General features: G+C 48.7%; 14 protein-coding genes. All 14 read left to right on the top strand.

What is annotated here, in order from left to right:
* The first annotated feature begins 3 nt into the window (after positions 1-3).
* The 14 genes from fliR to OLMES_RS17425 all read left to right on the top strand — a co-directional run bounded on the left by fliR (position 4) and on the right by OLMES_RS17425 (position 17,180).
* Positions 4-795, top strand: coding sequence for a flagellar biosynthetic protein FliR (gene fliR / locus OLMES_RS17490; RefSeq protein ID WP_198343024.1), 792 nt, complete (start codon positions 4-6; stop codon positions 793-795).
* Between the two features lie 3 nt (positions 796-798).
* Entirely contained in the window at positions 799-1,926 is a 1,128-nt protein-coding gene (flhB, locus tag OLMES_RS17485; protein ID WP_087462447.1) for a flagellar biosynthesis protein FlhB, read from the top strand.
* 192 nt (positions 1,927-2,118) lie between these two features.
* Complete coding sequence (gene flhA, locus OLMES_RS17480; RefSeq protein WP_087462446.1) at positions 2,119-4,302, top strand: flagellar biosynthesis protein FlhA; 2,184 nt, start codon at positions 2,119-2,121, stop codon at positions 4,300-4,302.
* Positions 4,303-4,375: 73 nt separating this feature from the next.
* Positions 4,376-5,746, top strand: coding sequence for a flagellar biosynthesis protein FlhF (gene flhF, locus OLMES_RS17475; RefSeq protein WP_087462445.1), 1,371 nt, complete (start codon positions 4,376-4,378; stop codon positions 5,744-5,746).
* Between the two features lie 429 nt (positions 5,747-6,175).
* A complete protein-coding gene (locus tag OLMES_RS17470) occupies positions 6,176-6,988 on the top strand; it encodes a MinD/ParA family protein (RefSeq protein WP_087462444.1) in 813 nt (270 codons plus the stop codon).
* Between the two features lie 76 nt (positions 6,989-7,064).
* Positions 7,065-7,787 carry an RNA polymerase sigma factor FliA gene (locus OLMES_RS17465; RefSeq protein WP_198343397.1) on the top strand — a complete coding sequence of 241 codons (723 nt, stop codon included), beginning with the start codon at positions 7,065-7,067 and terminating at the stop codon, positions 7,785-7,787.
* A 185-nt stretch (positions 7,788-7,972) separates the two neighbouring features.
* Entirely contained in the window at positions 7,973-8,347 is a 375-nt protein-coding gene (gene cheY / locus OLMES_RS17460) for a chemotaxis response regulator CheY (RefSeq protein ID WP_456299504.1), read from the top strand.
* Positions 8,348-8,364: 17 nt separating this feature from the next.
* Positions 8,365-9,153, top strand: coding sequence for a protein phosphatase CheZ (locus tag OLMES_RS17455; RefSeq protein ID WP_087462442.1), 789 nt, complete (start codon positions 8,365-8,367; stop codon positions 9,151-9,153).
* Between the two features lie 11 nt (positions 9,154-9,164).
* Positions 9,165-11,573: a chemotaxis protein CheA gene (locus OLMES_RS17450; protein ID WP_087462441.1), complete on the top strand. Its 2,409-nt coding sequence runs from the start codon at positions 9,165-9,167 to the stop codon at positions 11,571-11,573.
* Positions 11,574-11,606: 33 nt separating this feature from the next.
* A complete protein-coding gene (locus OLMES_RS17445; protein WP_087462440.1) occupies positions 11,607-12,839 on the top strand; it encodes a protein-glutamate methylesterase/protein-glutamine glutaminase in 1,233 nt (410 codons plus the stop codon).
* 2 nt (positions 12,840-12,841) lie between these two features.
* On the top strand, positions 12,842-13,585 hold the full coding sequence (locus OLMES_RS17440; protein WP_087462439.1) for a flagellar motor protein: 744 nt from the start codon (positions 12,842-12,844) through the stop codon (positions 13,583-13,585).
* Between the two features lie 21 nt (positions 13,586-13,606).
* Positions 13,607-14,383, top strand: coding sequence for a flagellar motor protein MotD (gene motD, locus OLMES_RS17435; protein WP_087462438.1), 777 nt, complete (start codon positions 13,607-13,609; stop codon positions 14,381-14,383).
* Between the two features lie 309 nt (positions 14,384-14,692).
* A complete protein-coding gene (locus OLMES_RS17430) occupies positions 14,693-15,457 on the top strand; it encodes a ParA family protein (protein WP_087462437.1) in 765 nt (254 codons plus the stop codon).
* A gap of 181 nt (positions 15,458-15,638) precedes the next feature.
* The gene (locus OLMES_RS17425; protein WP_087462436.1) at positions 15,639-17,180 is read left to right on the top strand and encodes a chemotaxis protein CheW; all 1,542 of its coding nucleotides are present in this window, start codon (positions 15,639-15,641) and stop codon (positions 17,178-17,180) included.
* Positions 17,181-17,183 lie beyond the last annotated feature (3 nt).

Raw genomic sequence — 17,183 nt, 5'->3', positions numbered from 1 at the left:
CCTATGTTTCAGCATTTTGTGCAAATGACGGATGTTGAGCTCAGTGCCTGGGTCGGCCATCATATGTGGCCACTGTTTCGCGTAGCCAGTTTTTTAATGGTTGTGCCGTTTATCGGTACTCAGCTTGTTCCGATGCGTATCAGACTGGGTCTGGCGATGCTGATTGCGTTGCTGGTCACGCCGTTGTTACCCTCTGGGCCGCAAGTGGATGCGCTTTCACTCGCTTCGGTACCCATCATCTTCCAGCAAGTCTTTATTGGTGTTGTACTTGGATTTCTGGTTTTTATGATGGTTCAGTTGTTTGTTGTCGCAGGGCAGATCATTGCGATGCAAATGGGGTTGGGGTTTGCCTCGATGGTTGATCCCACCAATGGCGTTTCAGTTCCGGTCTTATCCCAATATTTTCTGATTACGGTGACGCTTCTATTCTTATCCATGAACGGACATTTGGTGATGATTGAAATCATCATTGATAGTTTTGAAGCATGGCCGATTTCATCGAGCTTGATCGGTGAGGATCGGTTGTGGGAGGTCATTGTGCGGATATCCTGGATGTTTGAGAGTGCATTGTTAATCGCGCTTCCCATTGTGACGTCCGTATTGATTGTGACCCTGTCATTTGGTGTCATGGTCAGGGCTGCGCCAACTCTGAACGTATTCTCTCTCGGGTTCCCCATATCCCTTATTTTTGGCTTGTTTGTAATGTGGGTGGCAATGGGAGACTTCCTGCCGAATTTTGAGCGGGTGTCTCGTGAAACTTTTCTGTTTATTCGTGAGCTGCAGGGGTTACCGTAAGCGATGGCTGAAGCAGATCAGGATGACAAAACCGAAGAACCCACCGGGAGGCGCCTGCAAAAGGCGCGGGAAGACGGCCAGGTTCCCAGATCAAAAGAGCTGAATACTGCGGCTGTACTGATTTTGGGGGCGGTGGGGCTGCTGGTCTTCGGGCCGATGCTGGCATTGTCGATCAAACAGATTATGATCGCTTGTTTTACGATGTCCAGAGATGATGCTGTCGATGTCCAGCAAATAGGCGTTTTTCTGGTTTATGCCGTGTCCGAGATTGGTCTGGCATTAGCGCCGTTGCTCGGAATTCTGCTTCTTGCAGCGTTATTTGGCCCCCTGGCTTTGGGTGGTTGGCTGCTGAGTGCAAAGGCATTGCAGCCTAAATTCAGTAAACTGAATCCAATCGAGGGTATCAAAAAACTCTTTAAATTGAATGCATTGGTTGAGTTGATAAAAGCCATTTTTAAAGTCGTCTTTGTCATGGCGGTTGCTGTGGTACTTTTACATAACTTACGCTTCGAATTGCTGGGGTTGGGTAATGAGCCGATTTTGCCTGCGATGGAGCATGCGTCAACGATTTTAGGGTGGGTTTTTCTGGCCTTGTGTCTGCCGACGATTGTGATTGCGGCGATCGATATCCCGTTTCAAATATTCGAGCATAATAAAAAGCTTCGAATGACCAAGCAAGAGGTTAAAGATGAATTCAAGGATACGGAAGGCAAGCCGGAAGTAAAGCAGAAGATTCGTCAACTTCAGATGGAGCGCGCTTTTCGGCGGATGATGCAAAATGTTCCCGAAGCCGATGTGGTGATAACCAACCCGACTCATTATGCTGTGGCATTGAAATATGATGGAAAATCAATGGCTGCGCCGCGCATGGTTGCCAAGGGGGCGGATCAGGTCGCGGCGAAAATCCGGGAAATCGCAGCAAGCCATAAAATCGAAATCGTATCCGCTCCAATACTCGCTCGAGCTGTGTACTACAATACCGAAATTGATGACGAAATTCCGGCGGGACTGTACATGGCCGTTGCGCAAGTGCTCGCCTACATTTATCAACTCCGACAATTCCGACGTGGTCAGGCACAGCGCCCTCCGAAACCCGATTTTCCGGTTCCGGAAGATTTGCGTCATGATTAATGATCTCCCCCAGGTTAGACTTTAACGTTTGATATATCGCGCGTCAGTCAGGCATGATGCTGCTTAAGCGCTTCTAAATATACGCTGTCTATGCAAAAAACCACTACTGGATAATAATTTGCTTAATTACTCGCATTCCAGTGAATTTGCGTCATAATTTTGGCATTTATATCCGGTGGGTCGTTGAGGTTTATGGATCGAGCAGTCGTCATTCAGAATTTGAAAGCATTGAGTCAGGGCAACCTGGGTATACCTGTGTTGTTACTGGTAATCCTTGGCATGATGACCTTACCTATGCCACCTTTTTTGCTCGACGTTTTGTTCACGTTTAACATCGCCTTGGCATTGGTTGTCCTTCTAGTGTGCGTCTATGCGTTACGACCGATGGAGTTCGCCGTTTTCCCTTCGGTCTTGCTGGTAGCAACGTTGTTGAGATTGGCGCTCAATGTTGCGTCAACCCGGGTGGTATTGCTCTATGGTCATGAAGGGGGTGATGCAGCCGGTAAAGTGATTGAAGCCTTTGGTGAGGTTGTGATTGGCGGAAACTATGCTGTCGGCCTGGTTGTGTTTGCCATTTTAATGATTATCAACTTCGTAGTCGTCACAAAAGGTGCTGGCCGGGTTTCCGAGGTCAGTGCCCGATTTACCCTGGATGCGATGCCGGGTAAACAGATGGCGATTGATGCGGACTTGAGTGCCGGAATTATCGAGCAGCATGAAGCGAAGAGTCGCCGGGAAGAAATTGCCCAGGAAGCGGACTTTTATGGCTCGATGGATGGTGCCAGCAAGTTTGTCCGAGGTGATGCTGTTGCGGGATTGCTAATACTGTTTATTAACATTATTGGCGGGTTGGCCATTGGTATGGCTCAACATGAATTAGAGTTTTCCGATGCAATGGAGAAGTACTCGTTACTCACCATCGGGGATGGTCTGGTTGCACAAATTCCTTCTCTGCTGCTTTCTACTGCAGCCGCGATTATGGTTACGCGGGTCAGTACCTCTTCGGAAATGTCGACACAAATCGTCTCCCAGATGTTTACGTCACCGAGAGCGTTGGCGGTCGCGGCCGGTGTCTTGATTATTATGGGGTCGGTTCCTGGCATGCCGCACTTTGCGTTTCTCAGCCTGGGTTTACTTGCGGCTGGCGCGGCTTACTTGATTTGGAAGAAGCAGAATGCACCTGAAGAAGTGACTACAATTCCTGGCGGTAGAGGCCCGGCAGGTGCTGCGCCTCAGTCCGGATCCCGTCCCGGAGCCCCTTCGGGTGGTGTGGTTTCAGGTGGCGGTGAAAGTCTGCCGTCACCGGGTGGCCACGAGACCAAGGAGCTGGGTTGGGAAGATGTGTTGAATGTTGACATCGTCGGTCTGGAAGTTGGATACAGGCTCATTCCTTTGGTGGACAAGGCTCAAGGCGGTGAGTTACTGGGGCGGATCAAAGGTGTTCGTAAGAAAATGTCTCAGGAACTTGGTTTTCTGATGCCTTCGGTTCATATTCGCGATAATTTGGATTTAATGCCAACGGTTTACCGAATCACGCTGATGGGGGTGACGATTGCGGAAGCTGAAGTTCATCCCGAGCGTGATATGGCGATCAATCCGGGACAGGTTTTTGGCAAAGTGGATGGCATCGAAGGTAAAGATCCTGCTTTTGGGCTTGATGCAATTTGGATTGAGCCAGCATTAAAAGATCAGGCTCAAACACTTGGTTATACCGTAGTTGATGCCAGTACGGTGGTGGCAACCCACCTGAATCAAGTGCTCAGTCGACATGCCCATGAATTGCTCGGCCATGAAGAAGTGCAACAGTGGATGGATCAGTTGGGTAAGAGTTCACCCAAACTCGCAGAAGAGCTGGTACCCAACGCTGTTAGCATTAGTACCTTGTTAAAAGTGCTGCAAAGCCTCCTTACTGAAGAGGTTCCTATTCGGGATATGCGCAGTATTGCGGAGGCGCTAGTGAATTGTCCTAAAACAACAGATCCAGCAGTGTTGACGTCAGCAGCCCGTCAGGCGTTGAAGCGGATGATCATTCAATCGATTTGTGGCAATGATGTCGAAGTACCTGTCATTACCTTGGATCCAGAGCTGGAACAGATATTGCTTAAGTCAGTACAGCAGGCGCAGCAGTCCGGCGTTGGTGATGACATGGGGATGGTACTTGAACCTTCTCTGGTCGAAAAGCTTCAGCGCTCTCTGGGTGAAGCAGCACAGCGTCAGGAAATGTTAGGTAAACCCGCGATTTTGCTGGTATCTGCGATGCTTAGACCGGTCATGGTCAAGTTTGTCAGATTCGGTATTGAGCGTTTGAAAGTGCTTTCATATCAGGAAATACCGGACAATAAACAAGTCACCATTGTCGCGTCAGTAGGTCAATAGCGGACAAGTTAAAGTCGAAATTCAGGCAGTAATTGCGAGAGTAAGTCAATAAATTGACATCTGGAGGCATCCTATGAAAGTGAAACGTTTTTTCGCAGCAACCATGCAAGAAGCCCTGAAGCTGGTGCGGGATGAAATGGGTGCGGATGCCGTAATCTTATCCAGCAAGAAAATTGACGATGGTGTCGAAATTGTGACGGCACTTGATTACGACGAAGAACAGGCCAAGGCGGAGTTGTCGGTCAGTGCCTCTCAGTCCGCGCCAACACCGGGACAGCTGGCCAGTATGAAGGCTGAGAAACACCTGGCATTATTGCGGGAAATGGAGCGTTCAAAAGAGCGTATCACCGCAGTCAGAAAACGCCGTGATGAAGAGTTGGAGGATCAACAGGACGCAGAGGCTACGGCCTGTTGGGCCGATCAGGAAACCATTGAGTCTCGGCCTCGGCAGAAGGTAAAGACCGAGTCGCTGTCTGATAAGCGAATCCAGCAGGAAGAGCCCGTTGCGTCCGCCAGTGCTGCACAAATGGCCGAAATGAAATCCGAGCTGTCTAATCTTCGAGAACTCATCAAACAGCAGTTGCAAGACACCGCACGAAAAACGTCTGCGGTTCATCAAAAGCTCCAACATCGCTTGGACTCCATGGGTATGGAGCGGCAATGGGCGACATCGATGCTGGATGCCGTAACCCATGAAAAAGATATACATCAGGCATGGCGCCAGGTACTTGGCCGCATTGCGCACGGACTGTCTGTCACGGAGCAGTGTATTCTTGAGCAAGGGGGGCGAGTCGCTCTAGTCGGCGCTACAGGCGCCGGGAAAACGACTACCATTGGCAAGTTGGCAACCCGCTTTGTAATGGCAAATGGTGCAGAGGACATCGCGCTGGTCACCACGGATCGCTATCGGATCGCTGCCCACGAGCAGTTGCGGGTTTTTGGTCGGATTCTCGATATCCCGGTTCATGTCGTTGATGAGCAGAACTCGCTCCAGTCGATACTGGTTAAACTGAAGGATAAGAAACTGGTCTTGATTGATACCGCCGGATTAAATCATCAGGATGGTAACTGGAAAGTTCAAAATGAAGAAATCATGCGGTGTCAGCTGGATATCAAGAGTTTTCTGGTGATTCCGGCGACCACGCAGCCGCAGATCATGAAAGCAAGCTGTAGATCTTACCATGAGCTGGGATTGAAGGGGTGTATCGTCACCAAAATTGACGAAGCGTTAAGCCTGGGCGAGGTGATCAGTTTTCTTGCCCATGAAAAATTGCCATTGGCGTATATTGCAGACGGCCAAAAAATTCCTGACGACATTCATGTCGCCACCGCGCCAGCCATTGTCAGTCGTGCGGTAAAGTTGATGCAATCCGTGGTCGGTGAAGAAAACGGCAAGTCCGCCCATGCAACGGAATTGACGCCGGGTTATGAGGTATCGGCATAGCCAAACACAAATTAACGTTTTGACGAATCAAGGTATTGACGAAGAGTTGACCTGTGACACCGGATTCTTTTGCCAAAATCCCGTCAAGGGTCTACATTGCAAGTGACTAGTCGAGATCCTTAAACGTCCAGAGCGTTAACGGTATTAGCGGTTTCAAGCGATTAAGTTGAGTCTTGCGTGACCAAGTGAAGTCTTTTCCGATTTGACTGATAGAAGCAGACGAGCAGACATGAATAACTGGTTTTGTGTGTATAGCTGATTTTGTGTGAATGACAAAGTTTATGTGAATGACAAAGTTTATGTGAACAACGAGGCCAGTGAAAAGTATCCGGCCGATGTAAAACGACGCAGATTTAAACGACTAGGCAGTTTTAAACCATTAAACAGTTTGAAACATGTTAAACGAGTGAGTAGAGGTACGTTGCCCCCATGAGTAGAGCACACCCGGTTCAAGTTATTGCTGTCACTGGCGGCAAAGGTGGTGTAGGTAAAAGTAATGTGTCCGTTAATCTGGCAATCGGGCTGGCTGAGCTCGGTCGCAGAGTAGTGGTGCTGGATGCGGATTTGGGTTTGGCCAATATTGATGTGCTTCTCGGTATCACTTCTCGTCGAAACATTGCGGATGTTCTCAATGGTGAATGCTCACTTAGAGAGGTTTTGGTGGATGGTCCCGGTGGGATCAAAATTGTACCCGCATCGTCCGGGACGCAAAAAATGACCGCACTTACTCCGATGGAGCATGCCGGGTTGGTCAACGCATTCAGTGATCTCGGCGATAACATTGATGTATTGATTGTGGATACTGCTGCAGGTATCTCCGACTCGGTTGTTAGCTTTTTGAAGGCCTCACAGGAAGTATTAGTAGTAGTCTGTGACGAGCCTACCTCGATTACAGATGCTTATGCACTGATTAAGTTACTCAATCGCGAACATGGAATGTATCGGTTCCGGGTTTTGGCCAACATGGTTAGAACGCCACAGGAGGGACGTCAGCTGTTTGCAAAATTAACCAAGGTTACCGAACGGTTTCTGGAAGTTGCGCTACAATATGTAGGAAGTGTTCCTTATGATGAGGCGCTTCGTAAAGCAGTTCAGCGCCAGCGAGCTGTGGTCGAGGCGTACCCCCGTTCCAAAGCGGCTGTTGCATTGAAGTCGCTAGCCCAAAAGGCTGATAGCTGGCCTCTGCCGGCATCGCCGCGGGGACATCTGGAGTTTTTTGTTGAGCGACTCGTGCAAGCTTAGTGCTCACTGAGTATGCGTGATTGGCACTTATGAAAGCATGAGTGATGTTCCGATGTACCCGGCAAGCGGCTTATTGATGTATAAAGATGCGAGTATGCAACAAGCGGATGCCTTGGTCCGGAAACATGCGTTTCTGGTCAAGCGTATCGCGCAGCATTTGGCTGCCCGGTTACCTGCCAGTGTGCAACTGGATGACCTAATTCAAAGCGGTATGATTGGTTTATTGGAAGCGTCCCGGAAGTATGATGCAACCAAAGGCGCTTCATTTGAAACTTATGCAGGGATTCGCATTCGTGGTGCTATGATGGATGAGATTCGTCGCGGCGACTGGGTACCCAGGTCGGTTCACCGTAACAGTCGTCGGATAAGTGAGGCGATGAAAGCGGTCGAAGATCGCAAGGGTCGTGATGCAACCGACGCAGAAGTGGCAGATGAATTGGGTATTCCCCTTGATGAATATTATGCCAGTATTCAAGATAGTTTGAGTGGCAAGCTTTTCAGCTACGAAGAATTACTGGAGTCGGGAGATGGTAATGCCAGTATCGAGCTGGATAGCGATCTCGATGACCGGGCAAATATCCCTTATGAAGGGATGCAGAAGCAGTCTTTCCAGGAACAGCTCGCAAAAGCGATCTCGACTTTACCAGAGCGTGAGCAATTGGTGCTCTCACTGTACTATGATGAAGAACTGAACCTCAAAGAAATCGGACAAGTGTTGTCGGTAAGCGAGTCCCGAGTCAGCCAGATTCACGGTCAGGCTGCGTTGCGCTTGCGCTCGAGATTGATGGACTGGATCTAGGTTGAAGCGAATGAATATAGAAAGAAAGGTTTACTTTTAACAAATCAAAGAGATCATTCTATTAAACAAACATTTATTCCTGAAAAAACTGGATACCCTAAAAACTCAGGCTAGACTTTAAGGTAGTCCTATGAAATTTAACGGGTTTCCAACCTCGGCATTTGGAGGTCGAATTGGATAAGAATATGAAAATTCTGGTAGTAGATGATTTTTCTACTATGCGCAGAATTATTAAAAACTTACTTCGAGATTTGGGTTTTACCAATGCAGATGAGGCGGACGATGGCAGTACCGCGTTACCCATGCTGCAAACCGGTAAATACGATTTCCTTGTAACCGACTGGAATATGCCAGGTATGACCGGTATTGATCTGCTCAAGGCAGTCAGGGCCGATGATAATTTAAAAAGTCTGCCTGTGTTAATGGTGACGGCGGAAGCCAAGCGAGATCAGATCGTAGCTGCCGCCCAAGCGGGAGTGAACGGGTATGTGGTTAAGCCGTTTACAGCAGCTGTACTTAAGGAAAAGATAGAGAAAATTTTTGAACGAATCGATTCCTGATTTAGGTTCCTTTGGTTATGACTGAAAAAAATAAAGACGAAAGGGAATCACTGATGGATTTTGAAATCCGACTCAGGGATCAGGCTGCAACGCTGAAAGATCTGGTGGATTCGGGAAATATCGGGCAAGCGTTGACCGTGATTTCTGAATTGAATCAGACGCGGGATGTCAGCCTGTATCAGGAAGTGGGTAAATTGACCCGAAGTTTGCACGAAGCCATTCGTAATTTTCATTTGGATGGCAGTATCAGCGAGCAAAACAGTGCTGAACTGTCAAAAATGACCGATGCTTCAGATCGCTTAACCTATGTCGTTCAACTGACCAACAATGCAGCAAATAAAACGTTGGATCTGGTTGAAGAAAGCATGCCAATTGCTTCCGAACTGAAAGAGGAGGCTGAAGTTCTAAAGCAGGACTGGGCTCGCTTGAGACGTCGGGAAATGGCACCTGAAGAGTTTCGTGAACTGTACAAGCGAATGGATTTGTTCCTCGATAAAATGACAGTTCAATCTGATCAGGTTTATCGTAATCTTTCAGATATTTTGCTTGCCCAGGACTTTCAGGATCTTACCGGCCAGGTTATCCAGAAGGTTACTGCTTTAGTTAAAGAAGTCGAAGTTAATCTGGTTAATCTCGTCCGTATGGCGGGCAAAGTTGATCAAATTACGGGTACTGAACACGAGTTCGAAAAACAAGAACAAGATGCGACCCTTGGCGAAGGTCCACAAATCAAAGCTGCGGAGCGTGAAGACGTTGTATCCGGACAGGATGATGTTGATGATTTGCTTTCCAGCCTGGGTTTTTAAGGGGTAAGTGAATGGCGTTCGAAGCCGATGAAGAAATTCTACAGGATTTTTTGGTTGAAGCGGGCGAAATTCTGGAGCTGCTTTCGGAACAATTAGTTGATCTGGAGCGGAACCCGGAAGACCGGGATTTATTGAATGCTATCTTCCGCGGTTTTCATACCGTGAAAGGTGGGGCCGGTTTCCTGCAATTAGATGCGTTGGTTGATTGTTGTCACGTTGCAGAAAACGTTTTCGATATTCTCCGTAATGGTAAACGACCCGTAACCTCGGAACTGATGGATGTTGTTCTTCAGGCTTTGGATGCTGTAAACGAAATGTTTGAGCAGGTCCGGAATCGGGAAGAACCCTCAGCTGCTGACCCGGAATTACTGCACGCGCTGGAATTGCTGGCTACACCAGCCGAAGCCGGCTCAGCATCTACCCCTGCTCCGCCACCTGAACCGCAACAAGAAACTGTCGTTTCGGCGCCAGATGTGGTCGAAGCCTCGGGTGATGATGCGGGTGATATCACCGATGATGAGTTTGAGCAATTGCTGGACGCTTTGGATGGCCCCGCGAATGGGAATTCGCCTCAGGAGGCAAGTCAAAGTGCACCTGAAGCGCCACCACCTCCCGCCAGCTCGGCAGCAGATGACATTGATTTGTTCGGCATGGATGATGAACCTGTCGGCTCAAGCTCTGATGACGAAATTACCGAAGAAGAATTCGAAAAGTTGCTGGACGAACTCCATGGGCCAGGCAAGCATGCGGGAGCACCCGGCACTGAGGAAGCGCCCGCTGCGACAGTTTCTCCTGCTTCTGCGTCGGTTGAAGCATCGGGTGACGATATTACCGATGATGAATTCGAAAGATTGCTGGATGATCTTCATGGTGTAGGAAAATTTGGCGCAGGATTAGATGAGGGGGCGGTACAGAATGGCTCCACTTCCCAGAGCGCTCCACCTCCATCTGGGGCGGCTGGTAAAGCATCATCTGGAGACGATCTGATTACAGATGATGAATTTGAAAACCTGCTGGATGAGCTCCATGGTTCCGGCAAAGGGCCGACCAGAGACGATGCGACAACAGAGAGTGCAGCCTCATCATCTTCTGTGTCTCCTCCAGTTCGGCCTCAGGGCGCTACGCCCGGGAAGGCTAGCGCACCTGTTCCATCCCAGTCTTCGGTGCCTGCTCAAAATGCGTCTGCAGATAAGGCTGTTGCGCCTGCAGCGAATCGTGGAGCACCACCTAAACCACCCGCCAAAGAAGCCTCAATCGCGACCGAAACCACTGTACGAGTTGATACCAAGCGACTAGACGACATCATGAATATGGTAGGCGAACTGGTATTGGTTCGAAACCGGCTTAAGCGGTTAGGGGATGAAATCGCTGACGAGAGCATGCAAAAAGCGGTTTCAAACCTTGATGTGGTGACTGGCGACTTACAATCTGCCGTGATGCAAACCCGGATGCAGCCGATCAAAAAGGTCTTTGGTCGTTTTCCTCGAGTTGTCCGGGACCTCGCGCGGAATCTGAAGAAAGAAGTAAACCTGATACTTCGAGGTGAAGATACAGACCTCGACAAGAACCTTGTAGAAGCACTTTCGGATCCATTGGTGCATTTGGTCCGTAATGCGGTTGATCATGGTATTGAAGCACCGGATGTTCGAGAAAATGCAGGCAAAGCGCGAACCGGTCGTGTAATTCTCTCTGCGGAACAGGAAGGGGATCATATACTGCTCTCGATTGAAGATGACGGTGCAGGGATGGATCCTGATGTGTTGCGACGTAAAGCCGTTGAGAAGGGGTTATATGATGCCGATGCCGCAGACCGATTAACAGATAACGAATGTTTTAACCTGATTTTTGCCCCCGGGTTTTCGACCAAAGACCAAATCTCTGATGTGTCTGGCCGTGGCGTTGGTATGGACGTGGTGAAAACCAAAATCGCCCAGCTAAATGGCACACTTAACATTGATTCTGAACTGGGACGTGGTTCCCGGATTATCATCAAAGTGCCACTGACTCTGGCGATCATGCCGACGTTAATGGTTATGCTTGAAAATCAGTCATTTGCTTTTCCATTAGTCAGCGTTGTCGAGATTTTCCATTTGGATATTACCCGTACCAACGTTGTTGATGGGCAAGAGTGTGTTGTTGTTCGGGACAAAGTTTACCCACTGTTCCATATCAAGCGCTGGTTGATTCGGGGAATGTATACGGACACGAACTCAACCACCGCTCATGTTGTGATTGTGTCTGTTGGGACCAAGCGAGTCGGATTTGTTGTGGATCAATTGATTGGTCAGGAGGAAGTCGTTATCAAACCATTGGGCAAAATGCTCCATGGGACGCCAGGCATGGCTGGGGCTACCATAACCGGTGATGGTCGGATTGCGTTGATTCTTGATATTCCAAGTTTGTTGCAGCGTTACGCATAAGCTTGGTTGTCAAACCACGGAGGTATCAAGGTTGTGGCTGTTCGAGTTCTGGTGGTTGATGATTCGGGCTTTTTCAGACGTCGAGTCTGTGAAATTTTAAAAAGTGTAACTGAGATTGAGGTTGTAGGTACCGCCTCAAATGGGCGAGAGGCGGTTGAACAATCCAAACGCCTGAAACCCGATGTCATCACAATGGATTACGAAATGCCCGTGATGGATGGTATTTCTGCCGTCAAGGAAATTATGGCATCTCAGCCGACACCAGTATTGATGTTTTCTTCATTGACATATGAAGGTGCCAGGGTAACGTTAGATGCCCTTGCTGCCGGAGCCGTCGATTTTCTGCCCAAGAATTTTGAAGATATTTCCCGTGACTCCAGCACCCTTCAAGATGTGTTGAAACAGCGTATTATTGCTGTCGCAAAGAGTCACCTGCGCTCATTCTCACCCAGTGTATCCCGCGGGGTTCCCAGTGAACCGCCAAAACCGGAACCCTCAAAACATACAATCAGCCCCCCCCGTGAGTCCCGCCGAAATGTGTCCAACCGTCCAGATGCTAACGTGCAGCGTACTCAACGCCGGTCGACTCTGTCAGGGCGTTCAGGACAGAGCGTTAGTGTGCGTGCCTCGGATGTTTCTGCAACGCCTCGGCAAGTGCAAAGCACTTCGCCTACAGAAGCCGTAAGGATCAAACCCAGGAGTTATAGCTGTGTACTGATTGGGACCTCAACCGGGGGACCGCTGGCACTGCAGAAAGTACTTACGCAGCTACCCAGGGATTTTCCTGCCCCGATTGTATTGGTGCAACATATGCCTGCCAGCTTTACACCGGCTTTTGCGGAGCGATTGAATAAGTTGTGTGCCATTGAAGTAAGGGAGGCCAGTGATGGTGATACGTTGCAAAAAGGCGTTGCCCTGTTAGCACCTGGGGGAAAACAAATGATGCTGGAGAGTCGCGGTGGAACAAAAGTACGTATCCTGGAAGGCGATAACCGTCTAAATTACAAACCATGCGTAGATGTTACGTTTGGCTCTGCAGCCAAGGTTTTTCCCGGTAAAACCCTGGGGATCATTCTGACTGGCATGGGAGCGGATGGCAGGGAAGGGTGCCGTATGATGAAAAATGCCGGGTCCGCAGTCTGGTCGCAGAATGAGGACAGCTCTGTGATCTATGGTATGCCCATGGCGGTTGCCAAGGCAGGCCTCACTGACCTGGTCTTGTCTTTGGAGGAATTCGCACCCCAGCTCATCAGTAGCGTGGTCTGAAGATGGATTTTTTAAGTGTTCTTGGTGTTATTCTCGCCTTTGGAGCGCTGATCGGTGGCAACTACCTGGAAGGCGGTCACGTTGAGTCACTGCTTAATTTCCCTGCAGCTTTAATCGTAATTGGTGGGACGTTCGCTGCTATTTGCATACAGTCTTCCTTTGGATTGCTCATGCTTTCATTAAAACGTCTACGCTGGGTGTTTGTGCCCCCTTATATCAGTCTTGAAGATGGAATAGACAAAATAATTGGCTGGAGCGTCCGAGCACGGAAAAATGGTTTGTTGGGGTTGGAGCCTTTAACGGATAAAGAAAAAGAGCGATTTGCAAACAAAGGTTTGCAGCTGTTGGTTGACGGGGCTGAACCGGAAACCATCCGAAGCGTGTTGGAAGTTGAAATGATCACCACAGAAACCCGCAGTATGGATGTTGCCAAGGTTTATGAAAGCATGGGTGGGTACTCGCCCACAATCGGCATTATCGGTGCTGTGCTGGGGTTAATACATGTGATGACCAATTTACAGGATCCTAAACTGTTGGGGGCGGGTATTGCCACGGCTTTCGTTGCAACGATCTACGGGGTCGCATTCGCCAACATGCTTTTCTTCCCCATCGCGAATAAAATAAAGGAAATCACGCGAAAACAAGCAACCTATCATGAATTGATTATTGAAGGTGTTGTGTCTATCTCGGAAGGGGAAAACCCCAGAGCAATAGAGTTGAAGTTGAAAGGTTTTTTGGCCGAGTAAAAATCAACGGGAGAGTGCATTATGCGCAGACGTAACGAAGAAGAACATGATAGTAAAGAACGTTGGCTTGTCTCCTATGCAGACTTTATAACGTTGTTATTTGCGTTCTTTGTTGTGATGTATTCGATTTCGTCTGTGAACGAAGGAAAGTACAAAGTGCTATCCCAGACACTTGAAGGGGTATTTAATGCCTCCCAGCGGAGTATAACGCCGATTGAGGTGGGTGATAAGGTGTCCTACTCCAGCTCCCAAGCCGAAGATAACAATATCAATCCAATTCACATCGCCCCGCGTGGTGCGGACAGTAATGTCAATACTGAGGTCAATACGTTTCAAGAAATTACCGATAAGATATCCTCTTCTCTTGAAGTTTTGATCTCGAATGGTCTGGTGACAGTAAATGAAAATGACCAGTGGATCGAAATCTCATTGGACAGCGGTATCTTGTTTCAGAGTGGTGATGCCGAGCCGGTAGATGATGCTTTCCCCGTTATTGAAAAGATAGCGCGAACCCTAAGTGGTGCTGAAAACGCGATACTTGTGGAAGGATTTACCGACAATGTTCCGATTAAAACCCGTAAGTACCCGACCAACTGGGAGCTGAGTTCCGCTCGCGCCGCGACCGTCGTTCGAATGTTGCAAATGGAAGGCGTGGACCCCAAACGATTAGCTGCGATCGGTTACAGTGAACACCAACCCATCGCGACCAATAGCAGTGCGGATGGGCGCCGGAAAAACCGTCGTGTCGTACTGCTGATCTCTCGACAAAATAATGTCCGAGCAAGTGTTCGAAAATAGAGGCGTGTGCAGTCAACAAATTTTCTTAGTAGCTGATTCAGCTGCAAGATGCATTACGAGTTGACTCATCCAGTCCACAGCGACATTGCTTAGGGCAAATGCATGTTAAATCCCCTTTTGCTGGCACGATCTCTGCTTCTATACCTTTCATAAATGCCTAAAGTTCAGAAAATCAACGAATTACAGCGCTTTTATAGAAAATAAGGCAATAAATTGCCGCTGAATTGTTCAACTCTCTTGTGCAGAGGCCGATATAGTGATGTATCAATATCGAAGTTTAAGCGAAAGATTGGTTTTTGGAGGACGCGTGTGAAGGTTTGGTCCGTGGCGAATCAAAAAGGGGGAGTGGGTAAAACAACCTCAGTCGTGGCGCTAGGCGGGTTATTTGCGGAGCAGAAGCGTCGGGTATTGTTAATGGATCTCGATCCCCACGGTTCGCTGACCAGTTATTTTAAACATGACCCGGATACAATTGAAAATAGCGCATTTAATTTATTTGCTTACAATGGAAAAGTACCGACCGAATTGCCGCGACAACTGATCGTGCCAACGGGTGTGGAGTATCTTGACTTACTCCCTGCATCTACTGCGTTGGCGACCTTGGAGCGCAGAATGGTTGGTGTGGAAGGCATGGGGTTGATTATTTCTAAAACCCTGAATATTTTATGGGACGACTACGATTATGTTCTCATTGATAATTCGCCGTCCCTTGGCGTGTTAATGATTAATGCACTGGCAGCCTGTCAAAAGCTGATTATTCCTGTGCAAACCGAGTTTTTGGCGTTAAAGGGGCTGGAACGAATGATGCATACACTGCAAATGGTAATTCGGTCTCAGAGTCACGAATTGGACTACATGATTGTACCAACGATGTTTGACCGAAGAACCCAGGCGTCTACGCAAACACTTCGAACCCTGAAAAAACAGTATGCGGAACATATATGGCGCTTTGCAATTCCGGTTGACACAAAGTTCAGGGATGCGAGTAGAATGGGAATACCACCTGGCAATCTTGATGCAGCGACCCATGGCGTAAGAGCTTACAAACGGCTGTTGGTTGATCTGTTGAATTGATTGCTGAGTAACACGCTAAAATGTTTATTTAAGTTTCGATGAATTTCCTTATTAACTTCCAGAGTTTGCTGTTTCGGAGAAGATTGGATGTACGGTTGTGCTAACTGTTTGTCTTTGAAAGTAGCGGAATATTACAGGCACCAACAGCCTGTGATTGCCGCTGCTTTTAAGGAGATTGTTGATGGTTAAGCGCTATAATCCGAAAGCCGGAGCGGAGCATGAAGGCTCGGCAGCAAAGCCGCACGCGGAAATGGATGGCTACAATGACTCCAGTATCCGTCCCCAGGATGCGATAAACGAATTTCTTCTTGAAATGATCCCGGTCAAGACGGAGTTAACCGAACGTTTTGAGCAACAAAAGGAAGAGGAAGATCAGGTTCGACAAGTGCGCTTGAGAGAGCGTACTCAATCCAGGACGAAGAGTAACGCAAGCCGGAAGCTGGTCGCGGAAAAGGCTCACCATAACACAACCTTGGTCAAGAAAAACTTGGTTCAAAGTCAGGATAGTCAGGACAGGGATCACACAAAAACTATGTTTACCCCGGATGAGCTTGCTCAGCAGAAAGAAGAGGAAGAGGCGGAACGCTGGTTAGCGGAATTGGAAACAAAACCGATTAAACCTGACCCTGGCGAGCAGCTTGATGGCGCAGCGTCATCCACGAATAGACTTGAAGAAGTTGAAACAAAGGTTGATCCAGAATCAATTTCAAGCAATCCGGTTATCGCCAGACCGGTTAATGAAAACCGTTCCCTGTATACCGTTCCGGACAACTCCCCACGTGAAGCGTTGGATGAGCGTGCCTCGCTTGCGGTTCAGAGAGCAGCGGCGCGGGATAAAGCCAGCAGATTGGATGGGAGTACTCAATTCCGGGAACCTGTATCCCTGGCCGAGAAGTTACTCCGTGCCCGGTTGGCCAGCACCTTGGAAGAAACGCATAACACCAAACGTGTCGAGCAAACCAAGGAATCCGTGGTCGAAACAGAGGCTAAGTCAAAGCTGGATTCTGCTGAGCCAGCCGTCGTTGCAGAAACCATCGCTGCTGAAGCCATCGTTTCAGAAAGCATGGTTGCAGAGCGGCAGACTCAAGGTGAGCGTGATGTTGACAGCGAAGTGCTTTCACCAGACATAAAATGTGATGCAACTTCGCAAAAGCTGACTAAAGCCGAAACACTGGCCAAGCCGGTCGAGAAGCCCGTCGTTGCTGTCGAATCCGATGCTTTGGCTGTGGCTCCACCCGCACCGCCGGGCAATGGCGTAAAATCCGGGCGACCGGAATGGAGTGAAAAAGAATTTGAATGCTTGCTGTTTGAAGTCGCAGGATTAATGCTCGCTGTACCGCTGATTTCCCTGGGCTCGATCCATACCATGGCGCCTGAATTAACCAGTATTGTGGGACGGTCCAGATGGTTTATGGGCTTGATGCAAACCCAGGATCGATCACTACGGGTTGTTGATACCGCATTGTGGGTGATGCCTGAGCGCTATCAGGAGCGTTACAGAGATCAGTACACTTATGTCATCCGATTAGGTAACAGTGAGTGGTCTTTGGCCTGCAATCGTGTGGATCAGGCGATTACCTTGTCTCCGGACGATGTTAAGTGGCGGTCTGAACGGAGTAAAAGACCTTGGCTCGCCGGAACGGTTGTTGATCGAATGTGTGCATTGATGGACGTCGCGACTTTGGAGGCCATGTTGGAACGTAACGAAATGCCGTCGAGTTGAGCT

The sequence above is a fragment of the Oleiphilus messinensis genome (assembly GCF_002162375.1).
Taxonomy (GTDB): domain Bacteria; phylum Pseudomonadota; class Gammaproteobacteria; order Pseudomonadales; family Oleiphilaceae; genus Oleiphilus; species Oleiphilus messinensis.
The sequence above is the reverse complement of the archived record's forward strand: the minus strand, read 5'-3'. Positions and strand labels throughout refer to the sequence as shown.

Coding starts and splice junctions, on each gene's coding strand:
- OLMES_RS17470 (WP_087462444.1), top strand. CDS start 6,176: ATGAGTAGAGCACACCCGGTTCAAGTTATTGCTGTCACTGGCGGCAAA.
- OLMES_RS17425 (WP_087462436.1), top strand. CDS start 15,639: ATGGTTAAGCGCTATAATCCGAAAGCCGGAGCGGAGCATGAAGGCTCG.
- OLMES_RS17440 (WP_087462439.1), top strand. CDS start 12,842: ATGGATTTTTTAAGTGTTCTTGGTGTTATTCTCGCCTTTGGAGCGCTG.
- OLMES_RS17455 (WP_087462442.1), top strand. CDS start 8,365: ATGACTGAAAAAAATAAAGACGAAAGGGAATCACTGATGGATTTTGAA.
- flhB (WP_087462447.1), top strand. CDS start 799: ATGGCTGAAGCAGATCAGGATGACAAAACCGAAGAACCCACCGGGAGG.
- flhF (WP_087462445.1), top strand. CDS start 4,376: ATGAAAGTGAAACGTTTTTTCGCAGCAACCATGCAAGAAGCCCTGAAG.
- OLMES_RS17465 (WP_198343397.1), top strand. CDS start 7,065: ATGTATAAAGATGCGAGTATGCAACAAGCGGATGCCTTGGTCCGGAAA.
- motD (WP_087462438.1), top strand. CDS start 13,607: ATGCGCAGACGTAACGAAGAAGAACATGATAGTAAAGAACGTTGGCTT.
- fliR (WP_198343024.1), top strand. CDS start 4: ATGTTTCAGCATTTTGTGCAAATGACGGATGTTGAGCTCAGTGCCTGG.
- cheY (WP_456299504.1), top strand. CDS start 7,973: ATGAAAATTCTGGTAGTAGATGATTTTTCTACTATGCGCAGAATTATT.
- flhA (WP_087462446.1), top strand. CDS start 2,119: ATGGATCGAGCAGTCGTCATTCAGAATTTGAAAGCATTGAGTCAGGGC.
- OLMES_RS17450 (WP_087462441.1), top strand. CDS start 9,165: ATGGCGTTCGAAGCCGATGAAGAAATTCTACAGGATTTTTTGGTTGAA.